This is a genomic window from Vibrio sp. Vb339, from assembly GCF_902751245.1.
Classification (GTDB): Bacteria; Pseudomonadota; Gammaproteobacteria; order Enterobacterales; family Vibrionaceae; genus Vibrio; species Vibrio coralliirubri.
In genome coordinates, this window is the sequence record NZ_CADDIS010000004.1 from 200,252 (window position 1) to 224,202 (window position 23,951).

The window sequence follows — 23,951 nt, forward strand, 5'->3', positions numbered from 1 at the left end:
TACCTACCCTACTACGCTTTTTCAGCCGCAAGCTTGCGAACCCATGGACGGTGACTTTCTTTACTGATGATTTCGTTGCGGAAACGAACCATAGTCACAGCACCAAAGAAAAAGGCGAAGCCGAAGATGTTAAGAAGAAGCGGCCATAACATGTCACTTGAAATAGAAGGCTTGTCGAACTTAGTGATCGTCGCGCCTTGGTGAAGTGTGTTCCACCACTCTACTGAAAAGTGAATGATAGGTAGGTTGATGACACCAACGATAGCCAAAATGCCAGCCGCTTTGGCTGCTGTTTTTTGGTCGTCAAAAGCGTGGTGTAGTGCAATCACACCCAAGTATAAGAATAGAAGAATCAGCTCTGAGGTTAAACGCGCATCCCAAACCCACCAAGCACCCCACATTGGTTTACCCCAAACAGCGCCGGTTAATAACGCAATGAAGGTAAACACAGCACCAATCGGTGCCATCGCCAGTGCGGCCATGTCTGATAGCCTTACCTGCCATACCAACCCGATAAAGGCAGCAATCGCCATAGACATGTAAACACCCATCGACCAGATTGCAGACGGCACATGGATGTAGATGATACGGAAGCTATCGCCTTGTTGGTAATCAGAAGGCGCAAATGCAAGCCCCCACACGGTACCGACGGATAGACACAATAGCGCTAGGATCGAAAACCATGGCAAAAGTTTACCAGCAAGCTGATAAGAGGTTTCTGCTTTGGCATAGGGATGGAGCCATTTCCACATGTTGTAATCTCACTCTTACTTCATATTGCTTACAGCTATTAAAGCTATAATTATAATAATTTTATTTGTCTTGCTTTCAGTTTTACTGACTCTATGAGTCCAATCGACACGTTTGGTTCACATTGGCTATACGATAACGGAACCCCAATCAGTTCACACTCACTCTAAGTGCGGCACTGATCGCAAAAGGCGTCATAGTCATCGCACCCATTAACATTGCCCCAAGCACCGCCAATTGGCCGTTGTACGCAACGCCCAAAGCCGCAGCGTCAATCGCTGACGTCGCGAAAATCAAAATGGGGATGTAAAGCGGCAAGATTAACAGGCTTAACAGGACTCCGCCCTTCTGTAACCCAACGGTTAACGCAACACCAATCGCACCAATAAAACTCAATGCGGGTGTTCCTACCAGCAAGGTCAACACAACTGAGAGCCATGTATCAAAATCTAAAGACAACAAAACAGCCAATAATGGGCTGATTAAAATCAATGGTAACCCGGTCAACAACCAGTGTGCTATGACCTTGGACAATACTACCAACTGCAACGGGATGGGCATCAGCATCATCTGCTCGAGGGCGCCATCTTGAAAATCGTCGCGGAAAAGACGCTCTAAAGAGAGCAGTGCAGATAGCAAAGCGGCCACCCAAACTATACCCGCAGCAATACGCGCAAGTAGGTTTGGCTCGGGGCCGATACTCAAAGGGAATAGAGTGATAACAATGATGAAGAACCACAAAGGGTTAAAGATATCTGCTTGACGTCGAAATGCGATAAGCAGTTCGCGTCGGATAATCGTGGTCATTGAAGAGATCATATTACTCACCCAACTTTATTTTTCTTAGTTTCGGGCTATCAGCAAACATATCTTGGTGTGTGGTTAATAACACAATGCCACCGTTGTCTGCATGCTGAGAAAAAAGAGATTCGAGAACTTTCACGCCCTGCTTATCAATCGCAGTCAGCGGCTCATCGAGAATCCACAACATTTGCTTGCTCAACCAAAGGCGAGCCAACGCAACTCGGCGCTGTTGGCCTGCTGAAAGTTGCCCCGCAGGTACGTCTTCTCTGCCCGCAAGCCCAACTTGAGCCAGCGCGTGGTAAAGCTCTTCTTTGCTAGTACCGCCACTGTGAATCGACTGATAAAAGCTCAGGTTCTCATAAGCACTAAGCTCGCGCTTTACACCTGTTTGGTGACCAAGAAAAAGTAAATTTTGATGATACACATCTCGACTCGATTCAATAGACTCACCGTCCCAGGAGATAGTACCGTCATCGCGATCGCCTAAGCCAGTAATAATCCTAAGGAGTGTCGTTTTCCCAGTACCGTTACGACCTTCAACCTGAACCAGTTCACCTGGTTTCAATTGAAAAGACAACGATTCAAACAGAACCCTGTCGTCACGAATAGCAGTTAAATTTGAGACTTCTAGCATAGGTAAATTTAGTCGAGTAATGAGAGCGCTATAGTAGCACACCAACATGGTGACAAAACAGGACTAGGCGTTTTCGATAGAACAAAGTCGGTAAGAAACTGTTACCACCGCATCACAATTTACACATTTTCATCAACAAACAAGATATTGTCGTAGATACAAGCACTTATAAACATCGTTCTATATAGATCGGACAGGCATAAAAAAAGAAGCCGAAGCTTCTTTTAAGAGGAATACGTAATAAACATCAATTGTTCAATACGAATTAAGCGCTCAATTTAACGACGTCGAGGCGGGTCTCTGCGATCGCGAGAGGCATCGGGTTGATCATCGTACGATGAAGGGTTACTTCTCAACGAAGGGATTTTTTCCTTACCCGCGAGCTTATTCTGTAGAGACATCATTAGCTCAGCTTCCGCTTTAGGTAATTCACACTCTTCGATCAGTTCGTTTATCCCGGCACCAAGCTGAACCATTTTTGTTGCACGTGTGTACAAACGTCCATCGGTGTCAGCATGTTCCAACTCAACAATGCGTTCATTCAAGTGCTTTATCAGATCTTGCTGTTCCGTCACTTTCTGGCCAAGGCCAACCACAACAGAGCGAACCTCAAGTAATTGCTTACTCGATTTTTGAAGCTCTTTGTCCAAGTTACGAACTTGCAAGCGTGACTGATCGAGCTGCTTTTGAATCGCACGTTTTACTTTGCCAATCAAAATCACGATGAATAACGTAAAAACCCCAACGCCTGATATCAGAGCAACAGGGCTTAAAGGAAGCGCTTCAAACATTACAGGTGAGCCATCTCATCCCATTCGTCTTCGCTTAGTAGTTTGTTTAGATCTACTAAGATAAGCAGCTTGCCATCTCGGTTACTTACACCTTGGATGAACTTAGCACTTTCATCAGTACCAACACTTGGCGTTGTGTCGATTTCAGAAGAACGTAGGTAAACCACTTCAGCAACGCTATCTACTAGAATACCAATAACTTGACGCTCAGATTCAATAACGATGATACGAGTGTTGTCTGTGATTTCACCTTGCATCAAACCAAAGCGAGAACGAGTGTCGATAACAGTAACAACGTTACCACGTAGGTTGATAATACCTAGAACGTAATCTGGAGCACCCGGTACTGGAGCAATTTCGCTGTAACGCAGTACTTCACGTACTTGCATTACGTTGATGCCGTAAGTTTCTTCTTCTAGTTGGAAAGTCACCCATTGAAGTACTTCATCATTCGTTTGCTCTTTTCTTACTTCAACTTCACTCATATGAGACATAGATAATCCTCTTGCCGTCGTTACCGACCACTATTATTAACTTGATGCGTTTATTAGCTTAATGCTTTTACATCTAGCCCTGCGTTTAGCATGGCGATTAATGCTTCAACATGAATCAAAGCACACATTTTTTCTTTTACCATACCAGCGAGCCATGGGCGTTTCCCTGCCATTTCTCGCCAACGTACTTTGTCTGTATTAAGTAGCTCGGTGCCTTTGAGCTCGGTGCCCGCAAGGCCCCACAAGCTCTCTCCAAGCATCACTATATATTGATAGTTTTCTTTGTATTCGTCACCTGATAGTTTCTCAGACATCACCCATTTTGCGGTGTCGACCACATCTAGCTGACTATCACGGTTGGTTTGTAAACCCAAATACCAAGCTGGCTTACCAATGATATGACTTAACTCTTCAAGGCGATGGATGCCGCCAAGCTCATCAAGTGGCACCGCAAAGGTCACGCCGTTTACATCAAAATACAAGACTTGAAAGTCTTCTGTGCGAACCGTACCTTCCCAAGAGGTAAACTGGTCAGCACCTCCGGCTTGAGTTTCGGGTTCAATCGCTGTCTCGACCTCAGGAACGTCAAGTTCCGACTCAACAGCCTTAACTTCTACTTGTTCCGTCGCTAACGGTTCAGCTTGTAACTCTTCAATTTTCTGCGATTCAATAGGTGATTCTGCAGCAATTGATAAATCGGGTTCTGGAAGATTCCAATCCTGAATCTCTGGCTCTTCGAACACTTGAACAGACTCAACCGCGGCATCAAACATTTGCATGTCAGCTTGCTGGGCGATTTTCTGGGTGTTCTGATCCATCAACTCATCAAGGTTCAGTTCATCAACAACATTGGTCGCCTCTAAACGACTCAGTAGTTTCTGAACATCTTCAAGGTTAGGAACCTCAAACTCAGCCGCGCGTATTTCTGCGTAGCTGGAGTGGTGACTCGAAAATTGGCGCTCTGGCTCTGGCTCTGGCTCTGGCTCTGGCTCTGGCTCTGGCTCTGGCTCTGGCTCTGGCTCTGGCTCTGGCTCTGGCTCTGGCTCTGGCTCTGGCTCTGGCTCTGGCTCTTCAGATTGTGATTCGTCGCTCGACTCGTCAACAAAAAAATCGTCAGATTCAAAGCTTTCATCACCTAACAGCGCAGTAAAATAATCATCCAGAGCTTGTTCACTGGAGAGACTTGGCTGCGCCAATGTTGATTCTTTATTCGCGCTCATTTATCGCCAACCTTTCGAGATAAATAAGCAACTGTTTATAAGCAAATACACCACGGCTACCCGATGCAAAATGAGAGGCTGGCAAGCGCTTTAGGCTCGCATCTCGAAACTTAGTATCTATCGGCACAGCAGATGTCCAAACTTGGTTTGGGTAATCATCTTTGAGCTGCGTTAATGTTTGCAGTGAGGCTTTGGTTCGCTTGTCGTACATTGTCGGGACAATCGTCACCTTAAACGGTGTTTTGCGAGACTTCTGCATGATGGTCAAAGTGCGAATCATACGCTCTAAGCCCTTCATCGCCAAAAATTCCGTCTGTACCGGAATCAATATACGATCGCTTGCCGCCAATGCATTGACCATCATCACACCCAGAATTGGCGGGCAATCAATCAATACATAGTCATAGTCGTCTTTCAAAGCGGCCAAAGCACGCTTCAAGATCAATCCCATGCCGCTTCGATTTCCCATTACACGGTCTAATGTCGCCAAAGACATGTGCGCAGGGATAATATCGATACCTTCGACTTCTGTTTGTAAAAGCAAAGGTCTTACCGTCTGCGCGTTAAACTCACGCAACTGAAACAGATCAAACAGGCTCGATTCCACCGTATCTGAGTCATAACCTAGATAGGTGGTCAGTGATGCATGTGGGTCAGTATCAACCAACAGAACACGGTGCCCCTTCAACGCAAGTAAACCTGCTAGAGTCACGGTCGTGGTCGTTTTACCAACACCACCTTTTTGGTTTGCAACACTCCAAACAATCATTTCGATTTACCTAAGCTAACCCAACTTCAACCAAGATCCTTTCCGCGATGCGGTCTAGAGGTAGGTCTTCAGTAGAAATGCCAGCTTTTGCTACAGCTTGAGGCATACCATATACAACACAACTATCTTCGTCTTGTGCCCAAATCGTCGAGCCCGCAGTTTTCAACATACGCGAACCTTCTCGGCCATCTGCGCCCATACCGGTCAGGATCATAGACAACACTTTGTCGCCGTAGATCTTCGCTGCAGAGCCAAATGTGACATCGACACAAGGCTTGTAGTTCATGCGGTCGCCGCCATCGATAATTCTTAGACGTGCAGACCCTGCGCGGCCATCAACCATCATCTGTTTACCACCTGGAGCAAGATACGCCACGCCAGGTTTTAACACATCACCGTCTTGCGCTTCGCGAACTTCAATCTTACACAAGGTGTTCAATCGGCTCGCAAAAGCAGCGGTGAATGTTGCAGGCATATGCTGAACTAACACAATCGGATGTGGATAGTTGGCAGGGATGCGAGTCAAAATCTTCTGTAGAGCAACAGGGCCGCCAGTCGACGTACCAATTGCTGTTAATTGATACTTCTTACCTGACGCTCTGAATTTCGCCGTTGATGCAACCGCAGGCTTCGCTGTCGAAGTCGAAGCTGCTGTTGAAATCGGTTGGCGCAATGGCGTAGATGTTGAAGTCGTTGCAGTAGCTCGCGGTGCAACAGGTGTACGACGCATGAATGCACGCTTAGCGGCAATCTGAATCACACGCTGTTGAAGCAATGCAACTGCATCGTCGCGGTTACGTGCAATGTCTTCAAACTTCTTAGGTAGGAAGTCGAGAGCACCTGCATCTAACGCATCTAACGTTGCTCTCGCTCCATCATGCGTTAACGATGAGAACATCAAAATAGGCGTTGGAGACGCGGCCATGATCTCACGAACGGCAGTGATGCCGTCCATGACAGGCATTTCAATGTCCATCGTGATTACGTCAGGTCTTAGCTGTTTCGCTTTTTCAACGGCTTCTTTACCGTTTACTGCAACATCAATGACTTCTAGGCGAGCCTCTGAGTTGATGATCTCGCTAACGCGACGACGAAAAAAACTCGAATCATCAACGACTAATACTTTAATCGCCATATTTATCCTTAAATTAAATTCTTGACGCAGCTGCGTACTGCTTCAACAAGTCCGGTACATCTAGAATCAATGCAATGTGTCCGTCACTTGTAATTGTCGCGCCTGCCATTCCTGGCGTGCCTTGCAGAAGCTTATCAAGCGGCTTGATCACGACTTCTTCTTGACCGATAAGCGTATCGACAACAAAACCAACACGTTGGCTACCAAGTTGTACGATAACAACATGGCCATGCCCTTTACGCAGTTCAACAATACCCGCTTTAGGTGCAAGCCAGTTTTGCAAGTAGAACAACGGAATAGACTTATCGCGAACGATGATCGTCAGCTGACCATCAACCACGTTTGTGCGGCTTAAATCTAGGTGGAAAATCTCGTTAACCGATGCCAATGGCAATGCAAATGGGTGACCCGCAACACCGACCATCAAGGTTGGTAGAATCGCTAGGGTTAGTGGAACCTTGATGGTGATCTTGGTGCCCTGTCCCATTTCTGAATCAATATCAATAGAGCCGTTCAGTGTGTTGATCGCTGTTTTCACAACGTCCATACCCACACCACGACCAGAGATATCCGAGATCTGCTCTTTGCTTGAGAAGCCAGGAGCAAAAATCAGGTTGAAACACTCTTTATTCGATAAACGAGACGCTGCATCTTCATCCATCAGGCCACGTTTAACCGCGATAGCACGAAGCTTATCAGGGTCCATACCGCCACCGTCATCAACGATAGCCAGTTCAATGTGGTCACCTTCTTGAGAGGCAGACAGAATCACTTTACCCGTTTGTGATTTACCCGCAGCAACACGGTCGTTTGGCATTTCAATACCATGATCGACAGAGTTTCTCACCAAGTGAATCAGGGGATCAGCAAGTGCTTCTACTAAGTTTTTATCAAGGTCCGTTTCTTCGCCACGCATTTCAAGAACGATGTCTTTCTTCAAGCTACGAGCAAGGTCACGGACAACTCGTGGGAAGCGACCAAATACTTTCTTGATCGGCTGCATACGAGTCTTCATTACCGCACCTTGAAGGTCTGCAGTAACAACATCTAAGTTAGAGACAGCTTTCGACATTTCTTCGTCGTTGCTGTTGAGGCCTAGGCTGACTAGTCGGTTACGCACCAATACCAGTTCACCCACCATGTTCATGATGGTGTCCAGTGTTGATGTATCAACACGAACTGTCGCTTCAGCTTGTTGCTTCTTAGCCGGCACTTTAACTTCAGCTTTTGCTGGAGCGCTCGGTTTTGGCTCAGCTTTAACGGCAACTGGCGCAGCAGGTTTAGGCGCAGCTTGAGGTGCTACTGCCTTAACTTCTGCTGGCTTAGTCGCGGCATCCAATTCTTCAATCGAAGGTCCATTACCTGAGCCATGTAGTTGGTCAAGTAACTTCTCGAACTCTTCGTCAGTCATCAGATCATCGCCTTCAGACATCGCCGAAACAGGTGCTGCTGGCGGTGGAGGAGGCGTTGAACTTGCCGCTGTCGGGCTCTTACCCGCACCGTGCAATTCATCTAATAACTTTTCAAATTCGTCATCAGTAATATCACCACTGTCAGCAACAGACTGAGGTGCAGCGGGTGCTGGCGGCGGTGTTGGTGCAGAAGGCGCTGTTGGTGAACCACCTTTACCGTGAAGCTCATCAAGCAAGCGTTCAAACTCATCTTCAGAGATATCATCGACTGAAGATGCATTGATGTTTGAGCTTTCAGCAGTAGGTTCCGGAGCAATAACAGGCTCAGGCGCTGCAACAACAGGTTCAGGGATAATAGGTGCAGGCGCTTCTACTGGTGCCACTTCATCCGCAGACTCTGGTTTACAGAGACGGTGAAGTTCATCCAATAAAGATTGGTCGGCTGGCACTAAAGGTTCCTGATCTTGCACGGCGCGAAACTGTACATTGACTGTATCTAGCGCCTGCAGCATGGTATCCATCAAACCTGATGTTACGCTGCGTTGGCCGTTTCGCAGAATGTCGAACACATTCTCAGCACCATGACAAGTATCCACCAGCTCAGTTAATGCTAGGAAACCAGCACCACCTTTTACTGTATGGAAACCACGGAAAATAGCATTTAATAGGTCTTTGTCGTCAGGGTTATTCTCAAGCTCTACCAGTTGTTCTGATAGGAGTTCAAGGATCTCTCCTGCTTCGACTAAAAAGTCCTGAAGAATATCTTCGTCTAAATCGTAGCTCATACGTTACCTTTAAAATCCAAGACTGGATAACAAATCGTCGACTTCATCTTGAGATGCGACAGCGTCTTCGCGCTCTTCTGGGTTCATAATTGGACCTTCAGGCGCAATCGATGCTTTCTTCTCTGACTCTGGAGTTGGCTCTTTTTGATTCGCACCGAATACCGTGAGAATCTCGACCAAACGTCCTTCCACCTCATTCACCAAGGTAATAACTTTGCTGATTATCTGCCCAGTTAAATCTTGGAAATCCTGAGCCATCAAGATTTCAGTCAATTGTCCGCGTAGTTCAGTACTATCGCCTTCTACTTGGACAAGCAATCCATCAATGCGGTGACATAAAGCTTTAAATTGTGCCAGCTCAATGCGGCCATGCATCAGTTCATTCCATTGAGGCCTTACTTGAAGTAAACACTCGTGTAGGTTGTCTGCGATTGGCATACAGCGATCGACAGCGTCCATCGTCTTATTTGCCGCAACTTCTGTTTTATCAATGACATACTGAAGGCGATCCCTTGCATCAGGGATTTCGTCATTTGCGATAACGCTGATGCGTTCATCGAAATTGAATTGAGTCAAAGAGTCGTGGAGGTCGCGTGTCAGACTTCCTATTTCTTGAAGCATTGGATTGTCTTGAAGACTAAAGTTATCTTCATAAATGCTTCTCACAAGAGAATCAGCATTTTGCTGCTCATCGTTCTCAAGCAGCTCTACTAATTTTTTTGCTTGTTCTAATGAAATCATCCTGAATTCGGCCTTACTCCGCATACTTTGTGCGCTTAGGCTATCGAGATAAACAGATAACTTATCAGTCAGTGTTTACCTAGAAGTGCCTAAATTTATTGATGCTTATAAGCGATCAAAAATCTTATCAAGTTTCTCTTTCAGCGTTGCAGCAGTGAAAGGCTTCACAATGTAACCATTAACACCCGCTTGCGCAGCTTCGATGATCTGCTCACGCTTCGCTTCAGCTGTGATCATAAGCACTGGAAGGTGCTTAAGTTCTGCGTCTGCGCGAATGTGTTTAAGCAGGTCAATCCCTTGCATGCCTGGCATGTTCCAGTCAGTTACCACGAAATCAAATTCGCCTTTTTTCAGCATAGGTAACGCGGTCAAGCCATCATCTGCTTCTTGAGTGTTGTTGAAACCTAAATCGCGAAGTAGGTTTTTAACAATTCGGCGCATCGTTGAAAAATCATCAACAATGAGAATTTTCATGTTTTTGTTCAAATTAGCCTCCACTGAATAGGATCAGTGTTGTTAGTCGTTCTGTGTCCAAGCACTTAACTTAGTGCGTAAACGCTGCATAGATTGGCTCAGTATTTGGCTGACACGAGATTCGCTGACACCTAACACTTCCCCAATCTCTTTTAAATTGAGTTCTTCGTCGTAATAAAGCGAAAGCACAAGGCCTTCCCTTTCCGGAAGTTGTTTTATCGAATCGATCAAAGCTTGGCGGAATGACTCATCAGCAACCCCTTGAAAAGGCGTATTATCTTGAGAGTCTTCATTCGGAGATATTACATCATCTGAGACGCCTAAATCTTCGATTCCAACCAGTCTTGAGCAATTAATGTCAGTTAAAGCACTGTGATATTGCTCTAAGCTGAGCCCCATGTGTTTTGCCACTTCGGCATCACTCGGGTCGCGGTTGAGGATACCCTCTAATTCCGCGATTGCACTGCTGATTTCTCGATTGTTTTTATGAACCGATCTCGGTACCCAATCTCCACGGCGAATGTCATCCAACATTGCCCCGCGAATTCGAATACCAGCATACGTCTCAAAGCTTGCGCCTTTGGTACCATCATAGTTTTGTTGCGCTTCAATCAAGCCGATCATGCCAGCTTGAATTAAGTCATCAACCAATACATTAGGCGGTAATCGCCCCAACAAGTGATGAGCGATACGTTTAACCAACACAGAGTACTTCTCAAAAAAAGCCTGTTGGCTATTGTGATTAGCGTGTTGGTCGTAAGTAAGCGCTTTATTCACCAAATGGTTCCTCTATAAATTCAGTACGATTCAGCAGCCTTTCAACAAAGAACTCCAAGTGCCCACTCGGTGTTTTTGGTATTGGCCAGGTCAATGCTTTGTTAGCCAAAGAGCTGATTGCCAATGCAGCTGGAGAGCGAGGAAACGCATCGACTACGATTTTCTGTCTCTTGACTGATTGACGTACTTTATCATCTAAAGGAATACATGCTACGAGTTCGAGGCTCACATTCAAGAAGCGCTCTGTGACCAAAGTCAACTTTGCAAATAATTCTCGGCCTTCGCGGTAGCTTCTGACCATATTTGCAACAACTTTGAATCGCTGAACTTGGTGTTCTCTGCTTAAAAGCTTAATCAAAGCATATGCATCCGTGATCGAGGTAGGTTCATCACATACCACGACAACCACGTCTTGTGCCGCTCTTGAGAAGCTGATCACCATGTCCGAAATACCAGCCGCGGTATCAACCAACAAGATGTCCATCTCGTCTTCAAGCGAACCGAATGCGCGAATCAAACCAGCATGCTGTGCGTGTGAAAGTTCAGTCATGCTTTGAGTGCCCGATGTCGCTGGAATAATTTTAATTCCGTGCGGCCCTTCGACAATCGCATCCTTAAGTTCACATTCGCCAGCCAACACATGCCCAAGGTTTCGTTTAGAACGAATACCTAGCATGATATCGACGTTCGCTAGCCCTAAATCGGCATCTAGCACCATGACTTTTTTGCCTTGGCGCGCCATGCAAATAGCCATACCTAACGTCACATTAGATTTACCAACACCTCCCTTACCACCGGTTACAGCGATAACTTTTGTGAGTGAAGGCTTGGTTAAGCGACGGAGGCCGCTAGCTTGATCATGTATCATATTTTCATTCATATTTATCCGCCGCCTAGAGCCCTTCAGAATCGCTATTCCAGTAATGAGGTTCATTCTCTGTAGATTTTTCTAATAACTCATTGGCCTTAGCAATCATGTACTTTGGCTGAGCTATAACGATATCTTCAGGAACTCGTTGACCATTTGCTATGTAAGCAACTGGTAATGCATTTTGTATTACGACACTGATGAATTCACCTAGACTTAGGGATTCATCCAGCTTAGTCATGATGCATCCCGACAACGGGATTCTTCTAAAGTGTTCAATTGTTTCTTGCAGCACTTTGCGTTGCGCGGTTGCAGGCAACACAAGGTAGCTATTGATAACGGAACCACTCTCTTGCATCAATGTGTCTAACTGCTCAGATAGGCGAACATCTCGTTGTCCCATGCCTGCAGTATCGACCAGAATCAGGCGACGATTACGTAACTGATATATTACATCGGCCAGTTCGCTAGAATCTTTAGCAACTCTTACAGGACAACCCATAATTCGACCGTAGATCGATAACTGCTCATGTGCACCTATACGATATGTGTCAGTTGTCACTAATGCGACGTTATCCGCGCCATATTCCATGGCAGCACGTGCAGCTAGCTTTGCAACAGTCGTTGTTTTACCCACGCCGGTTGGGCCAAGTAGAGCCACAATACCGCCGCGTTTTAAAATATCTTTTTGTGTAACGGAGATTTGGTCAGCAACCAGAGCTAACAGAGCCTTCCATGCACGTGCAGGTTTAGTATCTTCAGGAATGTAACACGCCATTTGATCGGCAAGCTCTGCAGATACACCCATACGCTCAAGGCGCTTAATAAGCATCGCTCTAAGCGGTTCACGACGCTCAACTTCTTGCCACATTAATCCGGAAACTTGATGTTCTAACAGACGACGAATTGAGGTCATCTCTTCGCGCATCGTTTCCATTTCGGTATCAGAACCTTTGGACTGAGTGTTCTCTCGACCACGGTCATAACGGGTAGGATCCAAGCGAGGTGCCGGGCGCTCAACTCTGCGGTCTTCAGCAATCAACTTAGACAAACCCGTTTCACGAGCAAACGCTGAATCAAGATTGCCGTGAGACTGTTGGTTACCGTGAGACTGCAAATTGCTTTGACTCTGAGGCTTATGACCCGTGCTTGATTGGCGATTCAACAATGCTGACAATGAATCTTCATTTTCAGCACGATACTGTGGCTCATCATCGGCGCCATGACTGTATTGCTTAAGCATATTCGCAAAGCGCTTGGTCATTGAGCGTCCACCTTCAGTATTCGACTGCAGGCTAACCTTGTCATCGTCTAGTTGACGTCGCCCTGCAGAAGCTGCAGGCGCGGCCATTTGCGTATATTGGCTTTGTGCAGGCTGCTGAGGTTTATTTAGTCTCGGGCTCGCTGTCGACGGGCTGGATTCGCCATCAATAGCGGCAACAATTTCCACGCCACCTGCGACCTTTTTGTTAGACATGATCACCGCTTCTGAACCAAGTTCTTCTTTAACTTGGAGCAGAGCCGTTCGCATATCTTTTGCAAAAAATCGTTTAATTTTCAATTCGATTGTCCGTTCTAATTAGGCGGCTTAATTACCAACAGCTTGTACTATACGTATCTGCTTTTCGTCCGGTATTTCTTGGTAAGACAAGACTCGCAAGCTTGGGATCGTGTTCTTCACGAACTTAGCCAGAGTCGAACGCAACACGCCAGAGGTCAATAGTACCGCGGGCTCACCTTTCAGCTCTTGCTCTTGTGTAGCGTGGCTGAGGGAGGTCTGTAAACGTTCGGCTAAACCAGGTTCAATACCAGCAGATTCTCCGCCGGATGCCTGCATGGTTTGATGCAAGATTTGTTCCAGCTCAGGAATCAAGGTTATCACTGGTAACTCGGGCTCTATACCATTGATTTCCTGAACAATTAATCGTTTCAATGAGATACGAACCGCCGCAGTAAGTATGTCAGGTTCTTGACTCTTACCTGAATACTCCGACAAAGTTTGGACTATGGTTCGAATGTCACGAATTGGAATCGCTTCATTCAGCAGGTTTTGTAGCACTTTCACAACCACACCCAACTGCAATTGATCCGGTACAAAACCTTCGACCAGTTTAGGTGTTGAGCGGCTGAGCATCTCAAGCAAGTTCTGAACTTCTTCGTGACCAATGAGCTGTGATGCGTTGTTGGTTAGCAGCTGGCTAAGGTGTGTCGCCAGTACCGTAGAAGAATCTACAACGGTATAACCTAGAGCTTGTGCGTGTTCACGCTGCTCTTCACGAATCCAAACCGCTTCAAGGCCAAAAGCAGGATCAATTGTCGGCTCGCCATCGATCATGCCATAGACTTGGCCCGGGTTAATCGCGAGTTCCATATCTGGCTTAATCTCAGCTTCACCCACAGCAACACCCATCAAGGTAATGCGGTAGCTGTTTGGTGTCAGTTCTAGGTTATCGCGAATGTGTACTGCTGGGATCAAGAAACCGAAGTCTTGAGACAGCTTCTTACGTACACCTTTAACACGCTCAAGCAATTCACCACCTTGGTCTCTATCAACCAAAGGAATTAAACGGTAACCCACTTCTAAACCAATAATATCGACAGGTTGAACATCATCCCAAGAGAGCTCCTTCTGAGAGCCTACTTCTCCATTCGCTTCAACTGTCGTCGGAAGGTTAGGTTCTTCCGCCTTCTTCTTGTTCTTTTTATCGATGTAATACGCCCCCGCTCCTGCAACGATGGCAAGGCTCAAGAACGAGAAATGTGGCATACCCGGAACAATACCCATGATGCCAAGGATGGCGGCGGTGATCATCAAGGCTTTTGGATTGTCGAACATCTGGAAGACAAGTTGCTCACCCATATCTTCATCAGTATTTTGGCGCGTTACCATCATCGCAGCTGCAATAGAAAGCAGTAGCGACGGGATTTGAGCAACCAGACCATCACCGATAGTCAGTAGCGTATAGATTTCGATTGCTTCACCAAAACCAAGGTCAAACTGAGCCATACCAATGCTCAAGCCACCAATGATGTTGATGAATAAGATTAAGATACCAGCGATCGCATCGCCTTTAACAAACTTAGAAGCACCGTCCATCGAACCGTAGAAGTCAGCTTCTTTAGTTACTTCAAAACGTCTCAGACGCGCCTGGTCTTGGTCGATCAAACCTGCGTTCAAGTCGGCATCGATTGCCATCTGTTTACCCGGTAAGGCGTCTAACGTGAAACGCGCGCTTACTTCCGAGATACGACCCGCACCTTTGGTTACAACCATGAAGTTGATGATCATAAGAATCAAGAACACCACTAGACCTACCGCATAGTTACCACCGATAACCACGTTACCGAAGGCTTCAATCACATTACCGGCCGCGTCGCCACCTTCGTGACCATGGAGCAATACCACACGTGTCGAAGCAACGTTCAAGGCTAATCGAAGTAGAGTCGCAATCAGCAGGACGGTCGGGAATGCAGCAAAATCTAAAGGCCTGCGGGTATAAACAGATACCAATAGCACAACCATAGACAGTGCAATGTTGAAGGTGAAGAACATATCCAACAAGAAAGCCGGAATGGGCAACACCACCATAGCAAGCGTTGCAAGTACCATAACAGGTGCACCAATCGCAGGCATGGCACGGTTAGGGATTTTAGGTAGCTTGTCCGCAAAAGGCAGGGAGAATTTCATAAATCTAGACAGTTTCGCTATGTTGTAGCTCTCTGAACAAGTGGATTAGGTCTTAGTCAGGGCTGTTTGCTATGGGCTTATAATGTTCAGGCTACTACAGCAAACACTGTACCAACATCTCACGTCAAATTATCGCCATCACCTCTATAAAAGGAAGATTAGCTAGCTCGCTATTATCAGGGTTCATCACGCAGAGCTCAAGCAATTGATCTAATGACGTAAATCAGGTGGGATCGGCATATTAGAATCTTGCAGTTTTGGTCGCTCACCACCTCGTTTTCGGTACTGTTTAAGCTGGAAAACATATGCAAGCACTTGTGCAACTGCCGTAAACAGACCGTCAGGAATTTGTTGTTCTAGCTCAGTGGTGTGATAAAGAGCCCTCGCCAATGGCGGCGCTGGAACGATATAGATGTCGTTTGCACGCGCAATCTCTCGGATCTTCATCGCCATATGGTCGACACCTTTAGCAACCACAATTGGTGCTTTGTCTTGATTCTGCTTGTAGCGCAGCGCCACTGAAAAGTGTTCCGGGTTGGTCACAATCACATCCGCTTGAGGGACATCAGCCATCATGCGACGCTGAGCCGCTTCCCTTTGAAGCATACGAATTCGGCCTTTCACTTCCGGCTTACCTTCAGTGTCTTTGAATTCGTCTTTGACTTCTTGTTTGGTCATCTTCAATTGATCGGCGTGTTGCCAGATCTGGAACGGGATATCAATCGCCACCACAATCAGCAGTGAGCAGCTGATCAACAGGATGAAATTGAGCAAGATATCCAAGGCATGAAAGATGTTCTGCGGATACACATCCATACTCAGCTGCATTAAATCATGCTGAGAGGCTTGAATCAGATAAATCGCCATCCCCGATACGAGAGCTACTTTCAAAATAGACTTGAGCAGCTCGACCCAGCTTTGCAGGCCAAACATACGCTTGATGCCACTCAGTGGGTTGAGCTTAGACGCCTTAGGCATTGCTGCTTGCATTGAGAAGTTAATCCCACCAACACCTGCCGCGCCGATGACGGCAGCAACAAACAAGGTTATCAGTATCAAAAACAGCGGGAACAGCAGGTTCACCAGTGCACCACCGGCAATTTCTAGGAGTTTGTTGGTGTCAAAGATTTCGTCGCGACTCAAAGAGAACAGGCGTTGCATCGCCTCGAACAAAGCCTTCGCCATCGATTCACCAAACCACATTAATGCAATCGCACCGACAATTAATACCGATGCTGACGCTAGCTCTTTTGACCTTGCAACCTGCCCTTTCTCTTTGGCCTGTTGCAAGCGTTTGGGCGTGGCGTCTTCTGTGCGTTCTTGACCGTCTGACTCTGCCATTTCAGTCTCCTAGCAATCTAACCGGATTAGACGACATATCTGTTGTTCGCCCTGCATCCAGAATAGCTCATAGTGACTATACAAGCCGCCAAGGATGTACCAACAAAGTAACAGACCCACGAGTAGCGCAAATGCAAAACCCAAAGAAAAGATGTTTAACTGAGGTGCCGCACGCGTCATTACACCAAAAGAAAGGTTAATCGTTAGCAGCGCGATAATGCCCGACAATGACATCGCCAATGCCGTTTTGAACATGATACCGAGCCACAACGCGAGCTCTCGAAAATCGACTGAGGTTAGAGAGCCACTGCCAATCGGCAAGGTCTTAAAACTAAACACCACCAGCTGCAGCATTTTCAAGTGACCATCGGTCGCCAAGAAGAACATGGTCGCTAGCAGCATGAAAAGCTGACCAAGTACCGGCGTGTTTTGCCCGTTAGCCGGGTCGACCATTGAAGCGAAGCCCAAGCTCGATTGCATGCCGAGGATCTGACCCAGCATAACAAAGGTTTGAATCATGAACTGGGTAACAAAGCCCATGGCCACGCCAATCACGATTTGCTCAAAGACAGTCAGGAAGCCTTGAAAGGACAGAAGTTCAATCTCTTTGGGAACGGCCGGAATCGCAGGCATCACCGCAAAAGTGATCGCCAAACCTAAATACAGACGAATACGCGGAGACACGAAGCGTGCCCCTGTTACCGTCATCACCATCAGCATCGCTGAGATGCGAGTGTATGGCCAAAAATAATTGGCTAACCACTCTAGTACAAGGCTCGTTGGGTATTCCATATCGGTCTAATAAAGGACTTGCGGTAAGCGTTCGATGAGCTCAAAAAAGAACTCCATCATCATCTGGGTCATCCAGTGTGCGAATAGCATCAACGCCAACAAAGTTACGATCAAACGCGGCAGGAAACTCAGTGTTTGTTCGTTGATTGAGGTCGCAGCTTGGAAAACAGCCACAACCAAACCGATCAGCAGGCTAGGAATAATGATGGCGCAAACCATGATTAATACCATCCAAAGGGCATCTCGGAACAACTCTACGAATATTTCAGGATTCATTATTCCCCCAGCTACAAGGCAAAACTGCCGGCGAGTGTGGAGAGTATCAAGTTCCAGCCATCAACAAGAACAAACAGCATCAACTTAAACGGTAGCGATACAATCATCGGTGACAACATCATCATACCCATGGCCATCAATACCGATGCCACCACCAAGTCGATGATTAGGAAAGGCAAGAACAGCATAAAGCCGATTTGGAAAGCCGTTTTTAATTCTGAGGTGATAAACGCTGGAATCAGAACCGCCATCGAAACATCTTCAGGGTTAGTCACTTCCGCACCAGAAATCTCAACAAAGGTTTCAAGATCTTTGATTCGAGTCTGTTTAAGCATGAAAGATTTAATCGGTTCTTGGGCAACATCAAATGCCTGTCGTGCCGATATCTGTTCATTAAGATAAGGCTGAACTGCTTGTTCGTTAACTTGATTAATCACTGGCGACATTATGAAGAAGGTCAAGAATATCGCGATACCAATAATGACTTGGTTAGACGGTGTTTGTTGTAGACCCATCGCCTGACGCAAGATAGACATCACAACCACAATACGAGTGAACGACGTCATCAAAATCACCATCGCCGGCAAGAAGCCAAGCATGGTCATTAACGCAAGAATTTGCAGGTTTATCGAGTAGTCTTCACCACCATTGGCATTGGTTGTCATGGTAAAGGCAGGTATACCGCCACCATTGCCAGTTAAGCTGCCCGTGGTCATGGTTGTCGATTTGGCTTGGTCTTGTTCCATCGTGCTGATAGTCACCGACTCTGAGCCAGCGGTATTCGCAGGAATGACGGTACCGTCTTCAGCTTGTGCAAATACCGACACACTGAATACGATTGAGCATAGGAGAATAAGCTGAACCAACAGCACTTTCACCGCTCGGAAAGCTCCGACTTGGTGAAAGTAAGAGGAGTTCAAAAGTCCGTTACTTGTTTGCATCTTTTTTTATTAGCTGGGAAAGCTGACTTGAAAATGTACTTTTTTCCAGCATCTCCTGAGTAAGAGGTTTATCAAGCTTAGAGATCAGCTGAATCGATTGTGTGGTAATCCCTACCAAGAACTGTTCATCACCCGCTTGCACAATAGCGATACGCTCTTTAGTACCAACAGGGATTTGCCTAACAATCGCCAAACCTTGTTGATTCGACATCGCAGGTACTTGCATTCGCTTGAGTAGCCAAGCAATAAATAAAATGAAGGCTATAACGAAAATTAGCGACCCAAAGGTGGTCGCTAAATCGAGAGAAGGCGGTGTTGCTGCAAAGGCAATGGAAGGAGCCGTCAATAGCCCTACTCCCAAGATTCCTCGTAACAAACCTGTCATTCCGAGAAAAGAGCCCGCCAGTCTTTGAGACAAAAAGCTCATTAACGTAGCTTCTTAATTCGTTCTGTTTGGCTAATAACGTCAGTCAAACGAATACCAAATTTGTCGTTTACTACAACCACTTCACCGTGAGCAATCAGAGTACCGTTAACCATCACATCCAGTGACTCACCAGCAATTCGATCAAGCTCAACAACCGAGCCTTGGTTCAATTGAAGTAAGTTACGGATACTGATCTGAGAGCGGCCAACTTCCATCGAAATAGTCACTGGAATATCCATAATGGTATCCAGCTTACGACGCTCATCTTCAGAAATCGGAGACGATGAATCAGTTAGCTCATCAAGTGGTGCCGCAAGCACATCATCAACATCAATTGACGGCGCTGAAGGATCTTCACCAAGTGCTGCAGCCCATTCGTCTGCTAGCTTTTGATCTTCACTAGGTTCCATTACCAATTCCTATACTTTTATCTATTTTTCTATTCGTCATCATCGCTGTTTTCGAGTTCAGACATTAAGTCTTTACCTAGAAAAGCGAGATCAGTTTTAACCACATGTGGTCTTTGAATTTTTTCCGAAATCTGTACTGCAAGCTTCTCACCAGAACGTCCCATTTTCACACGATAAGTCGGCAGTTCTTCGACAAACATGGTTGCGTGCTCAGGCATGTTCATTGGGATAACGTCACCAGGGCGCAGTTCCATCAGGTCACGAAGGGAGATGTCTTGCTCTAGCAAGTTCACACGGAAGTTAACGGGCACGTCCATGATTTCATCACGCAGTGCGGTACTCCAACGAACATCGGTTTCCATCTTGTCTGATTGAACACCCGCATCAAGCAGTTCACGGATCGGCTCAACCATGGAATATGGCATGACAACGTGGAAGTCACCACCACCGCCATCCACTTCAATGTGGAACGAACTCACAACAATCACTTCGGTTGGGCTCACAATGTTCGCCATACTTGGGTTCACTTCAGAATCCAAGTATTCAAACTCAACCCCCATCACTGGCGACCAAGCTTCTTTGTAATCTTCAAAAACAATTTTCAGCAGTAACTGAATGATTCGTCTTTCAGTAGGCGTGAATTCACGACCTTCAATCTTGGCGTGGAAACGACCATCACCGCCAAAAAAGTTCTCTACGAGAATGAAAACCAGACGAGCTTCCATGGTGATGAGTGCCGTACCTTTAAGTGGACGGAAACGAACCATGTTTAAACTGGTGGGTACATACAATGTGTTTTGGTACTCACCAAACTTCATCATTTGTACGCCGTTGATCGACACTTCAGCCGTTTTACGTAACATATTAAATAAGCTGATACGCATATGACGTGCGAAGCGCTCGTTAATAAGTTCAAGGGTCGGCATTCGACCACGGACGATTCGATCTTGAGATGAGAAGTCGAAATTGACCGCATTGTCATTTTCGGTTTCTAAGACATCTTCAACTTCTTCAACATCATCAACGCCATGTAACAGCGCATCAATTTCGTCTTGGCTTAATAAATCGGTCACAAATTACCTATTGAATTACGAAGTCAGTGAATAACACTTTTTCAATCACAGGCTGGCCAACAGCTTGAACCAGGCTTGCTTTAATATCTTCTGTTGCCTTGTCACGCAGTTCAACTCGTCCGGTTGGTGAGCGCAATTGATCGACCGTTGCCGAAGCAAACGTGGCCAGTAGCGTACTTTCTACGAGTGGAGAGTGGTAACGAGCTAGGTCTTCATTCTTACTGCCACGTACCATGAGCTGTGCTTTTATCTGAACTAGGCGATCTTTTTTGTCACCTGTCACATTAAACAAGAAGGGCTGAGGAATATTAACATACATAACAGGCTCTACCGCGACCACAGCTGTTGCTGGCTGAGACTGAGATTCAGAGGCGCTATCGTCAGAACCTAAGAAAAAGTACAGCGCACCACCTATACCAAGCAGTAACACGACTACGGCAATAATGATTATAAGAAGCTTGCTCTTCCCTTTAGGTGCATCTTGTTCTTCTGCCATACTTTACTCTAACTTCCTGTTCTTTCGATTAACTGATGGTTCTTTTTATTAATTGGTTTTTTCTATTAACCAAGCGTTCTTAGCCTGATATTAGGCATAATAACTAATTCCATCACGCTTTGATGCGACATTCAATTCAAGATTGCTGCCACTATCAAGGTTTTCATCACCTTGCGTATCATTTGTGCGGTTAGCGCCGGATTGTTGCTCACCATTGTTGTATCTATCTTGTCCCTGACCGGAGTTCTGTTGTTGAACAGACGAATCGGCAAGCTGCAGACCTTGCTGAGCAAGCATCTCCCTCAAGCGAGGTAAGGTTTGTTCAATCACATCTCTCGCTTGCTGATTACTCACGGTAAAATGCACGTTTGCCACGTCATTATTCATGGTCATGCGGATTTTCATTTGGCCCAGTTCTGGTGGGTCGAGACGAATGTCCAAGTTCTTAAGGTTCTTAGACATCATCATTTGTACTTTTTCAGCCACTTGCTCATTAGCTAGCTCTTTGGTGAGCTGTAAAGGCGCTTGTTGAGCAGCTTGAATTTCAGCTCGCGTAGGTGCTGAACCCACCGTTGCCGTACCTTGTGCACCAGCCGCAGAAGCGATCTGCTGAGCAAAGGTTGAATCTTTAGAATCTTCTTTAGCACCCACTTTACCCAAACCAGACAGTGCTGCTGCACCAGCGCCCGCTTTAAGAAGCGTATCAGCCGAGCCTGCTTTTGTGGCAGCTGGCGTTGCATTCATCGCCATACCTTGCGCGGTTAAAGCTGGATCCAACGTTGCTTGCTGCTGAGGTGAAGCAACATTAGCTTGTTGAGCTGCGGCCTGTTGGGCTGCATGCGCGTTATTGGCGTGCAGCATTGCCGCCTTTTCCGTAAGAGCATTGTTTGCTGATTGAGAAGCGGCCTGCGCTGACACTTGTTGTGCCGCCGTGGCTACCGCTGCTGTTGATGCTGCCGCAGCTAAGGCTTTAGTTTCGCTTGAATCCGTATTATCCCAATCAATAGCAGCGGGTTCACCGGACACACTGTTCGCAGCCGGAGCTTGACTTAGCAAAGCCGTCACTTGTTGTTGAACGTTAGCAAGCTGTTGATTCAACAGGTCTAGGTTAGAGGTCGCTTTAGCCAAAGCGGCTTGCTCATCAACCGTCAACTTAGCGCCACTTTGTTGCTTCTGAAGCAAGCTATCGACAACAGACTGCTCTGATTCGATTTGTCCATTCAATTGGTTTAGCGCTTTGGTATGGGCATCTACTTGCTTTGCCAGTTCAATATCCGCGGCTGACAATGCTTGACTCTGATCGACAGCAACCGCACTAGCTGCATTCTTTTGGCTCAGCTCTCGACTCATACTGGCTTCAATTTGTTCTGGAGTGACGCCTTTATCCATCAACTGTCGAATTTCAGCATCAGTAAGCTGAGAAACACCCTTACCTCCGGTAAGTACAGCGATTTCAGAATCGACTTCAAGGCTCTTCTCTTGATTTGCAACCTTAGCTTGTTGTGTCGCCTTATCCGTAACGGAAGCTCCTACAACAGAAGCACCGGTGATATTACCTTGGTCTACCTGACCTTGCTGAGGCAAGCCCTTGCCGTTTGGCGCTTGATTTAGAGTTTTGTTTGCCTCATCCAATTGACCAAGCAATTTATTGCCTTCACTCATCGCTGCATTGGCTTGCGATGCCTGCGTAGCACCATCTACAGCTGATGAACCCTGAGTTTGGGGTTGAGCAATATGTTCTTTAGATTCGTTAGTTGTAGCCTGCGCATCTTTACCATCTACCTTATCTGCGACAGTCTTATCAGCGACAGTGCTATCAGTGCCCGAATTGGCTTTGAGCTGAGCCTCAGATCCAGACGCAACCTCTGCTGATGTTTTATCAGCAGCTTTCTCGTCTTCTACTTCTGAAGCTGCTTGCTTGCTTTGCGCTTCGCTCACTTCGTCAGTAGCCTTTGATTCAGCTGAATCACCTTTGTTCGTTTCGGCTGACGCTTCACCTTCGGTAGAGGCCTGTTTAGTATCAGGTTTCGCGGTGCTTTCTGTGTCTTTTACTGCGGCTTTACTGCCACTTTCTTCAAAGCCAAGCGCTTCTTTAAAGGACTCAAAGAAACCTTTAGAGTCGCCGGTTTCTTCTACCTTGGAAGAGGCAGAACCGGTGTCCAACAACGATGACGTTTTGTTGGTCGCTGAATTTGAGGAAAGACTAACATTCATATATACAAGCTCTATCTACTAGCTTTGCTGCCATGAATCAGGCAACAAAAAGAAAGTCGGATGCTTTTCATGCCTTTGGTGGGCATAACGCGCAATTTTATATAAAACGGAGCAAGAAACATGCCTATAAGTTCGGTTCTCACAATATCGAGAACAGCGCTTACGTCATTCGTGGCTTAGGATCACATCTTCTTTCGGCTGTATAACAGAGTCGAGAACTCATCCATTTGCTTTTGTTCTCTTTGATCTTGCAGCTTTGCTTTCTCTTTCTGCTTTTTCTCCATCAACCACTCGTAGGATTTACGTTTTTTTCGTAACTCCATCCAGTAGTTTTGGCAGTTGTCGACTTGATTTTTAAAGTGGTGCTCGGCTTCTCTCTGCTTGGATAATGTTTCATCCAACTGAGTTAAGAAGCGGTTCAAGTGACCATATTGGCTCGCCGTTAAGCCTGCCTTGCCGCGGTCAACGAGCTGCTGACAGTAATCCAGTCGATACTTTTCAATCTGCGCAACTTGTTCATAGTATCCTTGCAGCTCAGAGTTCGCTTTGTTGAGCGCGAGTACGGCTTGGTTCTCTTGATCTTTAGCTTGATCGAGCAAAAATTCTAATGCGTTATCCATGACTAACCTTATTCACTCG

At 46.3% G+C, this 23,951-nt stretch carries 25 protein-coding genes; all 25 read right to left on the bottom strand.

What is annotated here, in order from left to right; genetic code table 11:
- Positions 1–11 precede the first annotated feature (11 nt).
- Complete coding sequence (locus HRQ85_RS18835) at positions 12–752, bottom strand: heme ABC transporter permease (RefSeq protein ID WP_017064107.1); 741 nt, start codon at positions 750–752, stop codon at positions 12–14.
- 148 nt (positions 753–900) lie between these two features.
- On the bottom strand, positions 901–1,569 hold the full coding sequence (ccmB, locus tag HRQ85_RS18840; RefSeq protein WP_017060658.1) for a heme exporter protein CcmB: 669 nt from the start codon (positions 1,567–1,569) through the stop codon (positions 901–903).
- A gap of 1 nt (position 1,570) precedes the next feature.
- Positions 1,571–2,188 carry a cytochrome c biogenesis heme-transporting ATPase CcmA gene (ccmA, locus tag HRQ85_RS18845; protein ID WP_048607846.1) on the bottom strand — a complete coding sequence of 206 codons (618 nt, stop codon included), beginning with the start codon at positions 2,186–2,188 and terminating at the stop codon, positions 1,571–1,573.
- A gap of 278 nt (positions 2,189–2,466) precedes the next feature.
- The gene (locus HRQ85_RS18850; RefSeq protein ID WP_172380354.1) at positions 2,467–2,979 is read right to left on the bottom strand and encodes a DUF2802 domain-containing protein; all 513 of its coding nucleotides are present in this window, start codon (positions 2,977–2,979) and stop codon (positions 2,467–2,469) included.
- Entirely contained in the window at positions 2,979–3,473 is a 495-nt protein-coding gene (locus tag HRQ85_RS18855; RefSeq protein ID WP_017064109.1) for a chemotaxis protein CheW, read from the bottom strand. Before HRQ85_RS18855 ends, HRQ85_RS18850 begins: the two co-directional genes overlap by 1 nt.
- Positions 3,474–3,526: 53 nt before the next feature.
- The gene (locus tag HRQ85_RS18860) at positions 3,527–4,693 is read right to left on the bottom strand and encodes a chemotaxis protein CheW (RefSeq protein WP_172380355.1); all 1,167 of its coding nucleotides are present in this window, start codon (positions 4,691–4,693) and stop codon (positions 3,527–3,529) included.
- On the bottom strand, positions 4,680–5,462 hold the full coding sequence (locus HRQ85_RS18865) for a ParA family protein (protein ID WP_017064111.1): 783 nt from the start codon (positions 5,460–5,462) through the stop codon (positions 4,680–4,682). Before HRQ85_RS18865 ends, HRQ85_RS18860 begins: the two co-directional genes overlap by 14 nt.
- Positions 5,463–5,472: 10 nt before the next feature.
- Positions 5,473–6,597, bottom strand: a complete 1,125-nt coding sequence (locus HRQ85_RS18870) for a protein-glutamate methylesterase/protein-glutamine glutaminase (RefSeq protein ID WP_172380356.1) — start codon at positions 6,595–6,597, stop codon at positions 5,473–5,475.
- 13 nt (positions 6,598–6,610) lie between these two features.
- Positions 6,611–8,794 carry a chemotaxis protein CheA gene (locus tag HRQ85_RS18875; protein ID WP_172380357.1) on the bottom strand — a complete coding sequence of 728 codons (2,184 nt, stop codon included), beginning with the start codon at positions 8,792–8,794 and terminating at the stop codon, positions 6,611–6,613.
- Positions 8,795–8,803: 9 nt separating this feature from the next.
- On the bottom strand, positions 8,804–9,535 hold the full coding sequence (locus tag HRQ85_RS18880; protein WP_017064113.1) for a protein phosphatase CheZ: 732 nt from the start codon (positions 9,533–9,535) through the stop codon (positions 8,804–8,806).
- Positions 9,536–9,640: 105 nt separating this feature from the next.
- Entirely contained in the window at positions 9,641–10,009 is a 369-nt protein-coding gene (gene cheY, locus HRQ85_RS18885) for a chemotaxis response regulator CheY (protein ID WP_016767062.1), read from the bottom strand.
- A 42-nt stretch (positions 10,010–10,051) separates the two neighbouring features.
- Positions 10,052–10,786 (bottom strand): RNA polymerase sigma factor FliA, encoded by a 735-nt coding sequence (locus HRQ85_RS18890; protein WP_017060667.1) that lies wholly within the window; start codon positions 10,784–10,786, stop codon positions 10,052–10,054.
- Entirely contained in the window at positions 10,779–11,666 is an 888-nt protein-coding gene (locus HRQ85_RS18895) for a MinD/ParA family protein (RefSeq protein WP_017060668.1), read from the bottom strand. Before HRQ85_RS18895 ends, HRQ85_RS18890 begins: the two co-directional genes overlap by 8 nt.
- Positions 11,667–11,679: 13 nt before the next feature.
- Complete coding sequence (gene flhF, locus HRQ85_RS18900; RefSeq protein WP_172380358.1) at positions 11,680–13,215, bottom strand: flagellar biosynthesis protein FlhF; 1,536 nt, start codon at positions 13,213–13,215, stop codon at positions 11,680–11,682.
- Between the two features lie 27 nt (positions 13,216–13,242).
- Positions 13,243–15,342: a flagellar biosynthesis protein FlhA gene (gene flhA / locus HRQ85_RS18905; RefSeq protein ID WP_172380359.1), complete on the bottom strand. Its 2,100-nt coding sequence runs from the start codon at positions 15,340–15,342 to the stop codon at positions 13,243–13,245.
- A gap of 210 nt (positions 15,343–15,552) precedes the next feature.
- Positions 15,553–16,683, bottom strand: a complete 1,131-nt coding sequence (flhB, locus tag HRQ85_RS18910) for a flagellar biosynthesis protein FlhB (RefSeq protein WP_017060671.1) — start codon at positions 16,681–16,683, stop codon at positions 15,553–15,555.
- Between the two features lie 9 nt (positions 16,684–16,692).
- Entirely contained in the window at positions 16,693–17,475 is a 783-nt protein-coding gene (gene fliR, locus HRQ85_RS18915; RefSeq protein ID WP_017060672.1) for a flagellar biosynthetic protein FliR, read from the bottom strand.
- Between the two features lie 6 nt (positions 17,476–17,481).
- Positions 17,482–17,751, bottom strand: coding sequence for a flagellar biosynthesis protein FliQ (gene fliQ / locus HRQ85_RS18920; protein WP_029235191.1), 270 nt, complete (start codon positions 17,749–17,751; stop codon positions 17,482–17,484).
- 11 nt (positions 17,752–17,762) lie between these two features.
- Entirely contained in the window at positions 17,763–18,692 is a 930-nt protein-coding gene (gene fliP / locus HRQ85_RS18925) for a flagellar type III secretion system pore protein FliP (RefSeq protein ID WP_081231278.1), read from the bottom strand.
- The gene (gene fliO, locus HRQ85_RS18930; protein ID WP_017060675.1) at positions 18,679–19,119 is read right to left on the bottom strand and encodes a flagellar biosynthetic protein FliO; all 441 of its coding nucleotides are present in this window, start codon (positions 19,117–19,119) and stop codon (positions 18,679–18,681) included. The genes fliP and fliO overlap by 14 nt, the downstream gene beginning before the upstream one ends.
- Positions 19,119–19,529, bottom strand: coding sequence for a flagellar motor switch protein FliN (fliN, locus tag HRQ85_RS18935; protein ID WP_004739851.1), 411 nt, complete (start codon positions 19,527–19,529; stop codon positions 19,119–19,121). Before fliN ends, fliO begins: the two co-directional genes overlap by 1 nt.
- Before the next feature lie 29 nt (positions 19,530–19,558).
- Positions 19,559–20,602 carry a flagellar motor switch protein FliM gene (fliM, locus tag HRQ85_RS18940; protein WP_017631770.1) on the bottom strand — a complete coding sequence of 348 codons (1,044 nt, stop codon included), beginning with the start codon at positions 20,600–20,602 and terminating at the stop codon, positions 19,559–19,561.
- Between the two features lie 7 nt (positions 20,603–20,609).
- Positions 20,610–21,098 carry a flagellar basal body-associated protein FliL gene (fliL, locus tag HRQ85_RS18945; protein ID WP_172380360.1) on the bottom strand — a complete coding sequence of 163 codons (489 nt, stop codon included), beginning with the start codon at positions 21,096–21,098 and terminating at the stop codon, positions 20,610–20,612.
- Positions 21,099–21,188: 90 nt separating this feature from the next.
- On the bottom strand, positions 21,189–23,312 hold the full coding sequence (locus tag HRQ85_RS18950) for a flagellar hook-length control protein FliK (RefSeq protein ID WP_172380361.1): 2,124 nt from the start codon (positions 23,310–23,312) through the stop codon (positions 21,189–21,191).
- A 182-nt stretch (positions 23,313–23,494) separates the two neighbouring features.
- Positions 23,495–23,932: a flagellar export protein FliJ gene (gene fliJ / locus HRQ85_RS18955; protein WP_017631772.1), complete on the bottom strand. Its 438-nt coding sequence runs from the start codon at positions 23,930–23,932 to the stop codon at positions 23,495–23,497.
- Positions 23,933–23,951 lie beyond the last annotated feature (19 nt).

Coding starts and splice junctions, on each gene's coding strand:
- HRQ85_RS18835 (WP_017064107.1), bottom strand. CDS start 752: ATGTGGAAATGGCTCCATCCCTATGCCAAAGCAGAAACCTCTTATCAG.
- ccmB (WP_017060658.1), bottom strand. CDS start 1,569: ATGATCTCTTCAATGACCACGATTATCCGACGCGAACTGCTTATCGCA.
- ccmA (WP_048607846.1), bottom strand. CDS start 2,188: ATGCTAGAAGTCTCAAATTTAACTGCTATTCGTGACGACAGGGTTCTG.
- HRQ85_RS18850 (WP_172380354.1), bottom strand. CDS start 2,979: ATGTTTGAAGCGCTTCCTTTAAGCCCTGTTGCTCTGATATCAGGCGTT.
- HRQ85_RS18855 (WP_017064109.1), bottom strand. CDS start 3,473: ATGTCTCATATGAGTGAAGTTGAAGTAAGAAAAGAGCAAACGAATGAT.
- HRQ85_RS18860 (WP_172380355.1), bottom strand. CDS start 4,693: ATGAGCGCGAATAAAGAATCAACATTGGCGCAGCCAAGTCTCTCCAGT.
- HRQ85_RS18865 (WP_017064111.1), bottom strand. CDS start 5,462: ATGATTGTTTGGAGTGTTGCAAACCAAAAAGGTGGTGTTGGTAAAACG.
- HRQ85_RS18870 (WP_172380356.1), bottom strand. CDS start 6,597: ATGGCGATTAAAGTATTAGTCGTTGATGATTCGAGTTTTTTTCGTCGT.
- HRQ85_RS18875 (WP_172380357.1), bottom strand. CDS start 8,794: ATGAGCTACGATTTAGACGAAGATATTCTTCAGGACTTTTTAGTCGAA.
- HRQ85_RS18880 (WP_017064113.1), bottom strand. CDS start 9,535: ATGATTTCATTAGAACAAGCAAAAAAATTAGTAGAGCTGCTTGAGAAC.
- cheY (WP_016767062.1), bottom strand. CDS start 10,009: ATGAAAATTCTCATTGTTGATGATTTTTCAACGATGCGCCGAATTGTT.
- HRQ85_RS18895 (WP_017060668.1), bottom strand. CDS start 11,666: ATGAATGAAAATATGATACATGATCAAGCTAGCGGCCTCCGTCGCTTA.
- flhA (WP_172380359.1), bottom strand. CDS start 15,342: ATGAAATTCTCCCTGCCTTTTGCGGACAAGCTACCTAAAATCCCTAAC.
- flhB (WP_017060671.1), bottom strand. CDS start 16,683: ATGGCAGAGTCAGACGGTCAAGAACGCACAGAAGACGCCACGCCCAAA.
- fliR (WP_017060672.1), bottom strand. CDS start 17,475: ATGGAATACCCAACGAGCCTTGTACTAGAGTGGTTAGCCAATTATTTT.
- fliQ (WP_029235191.1), bottom strand. CDS start 17,751: ATGAATCCTGAAATATTCGTAGAGTTGTTCCGAGATGCCCTTTGGATG.
- fliP (WP_081231278.1), bottom strand. CDS start 18,692: ATGCAAACAAGTAACGGACTTTTGAACTCCTCTTACTTTCACCAAGTC.
- fliO (WP_017060675.1), bottom strand. CDS start 19,119: ATGAGCTTTTTGTCTCAAAGACTGGCGGGCTCTTTTCTCGGAATGACA.
- fliN (WP_004739851.1), bottom strand. CDS start 19,529: ATGGAACCTAGTGAAGATCAAAAGCTAGCAGACGAATGGGCTGCAGCA.
- fliL (WP_172380360.1), bottom strand. CDS start 21,098: ATGGCAGAAGAACAAGATGCACCTAAAGGGAAGAGCAAGCTTCTTATA.
- HRQ85_RS18950 (WP_172380361.1), bottom strand. CDS start 23,312: ATGAATGTTAGTCTTTCCTCAAATTCAGCGACCAACAAAACGTCATCG.
- fliJ (WP_017631772.1), bottom strand. CDS start 23,932: ATGGATAACGCATTAGAATTTTTGCTCGATCAAGCTAAAGATCAAGAG.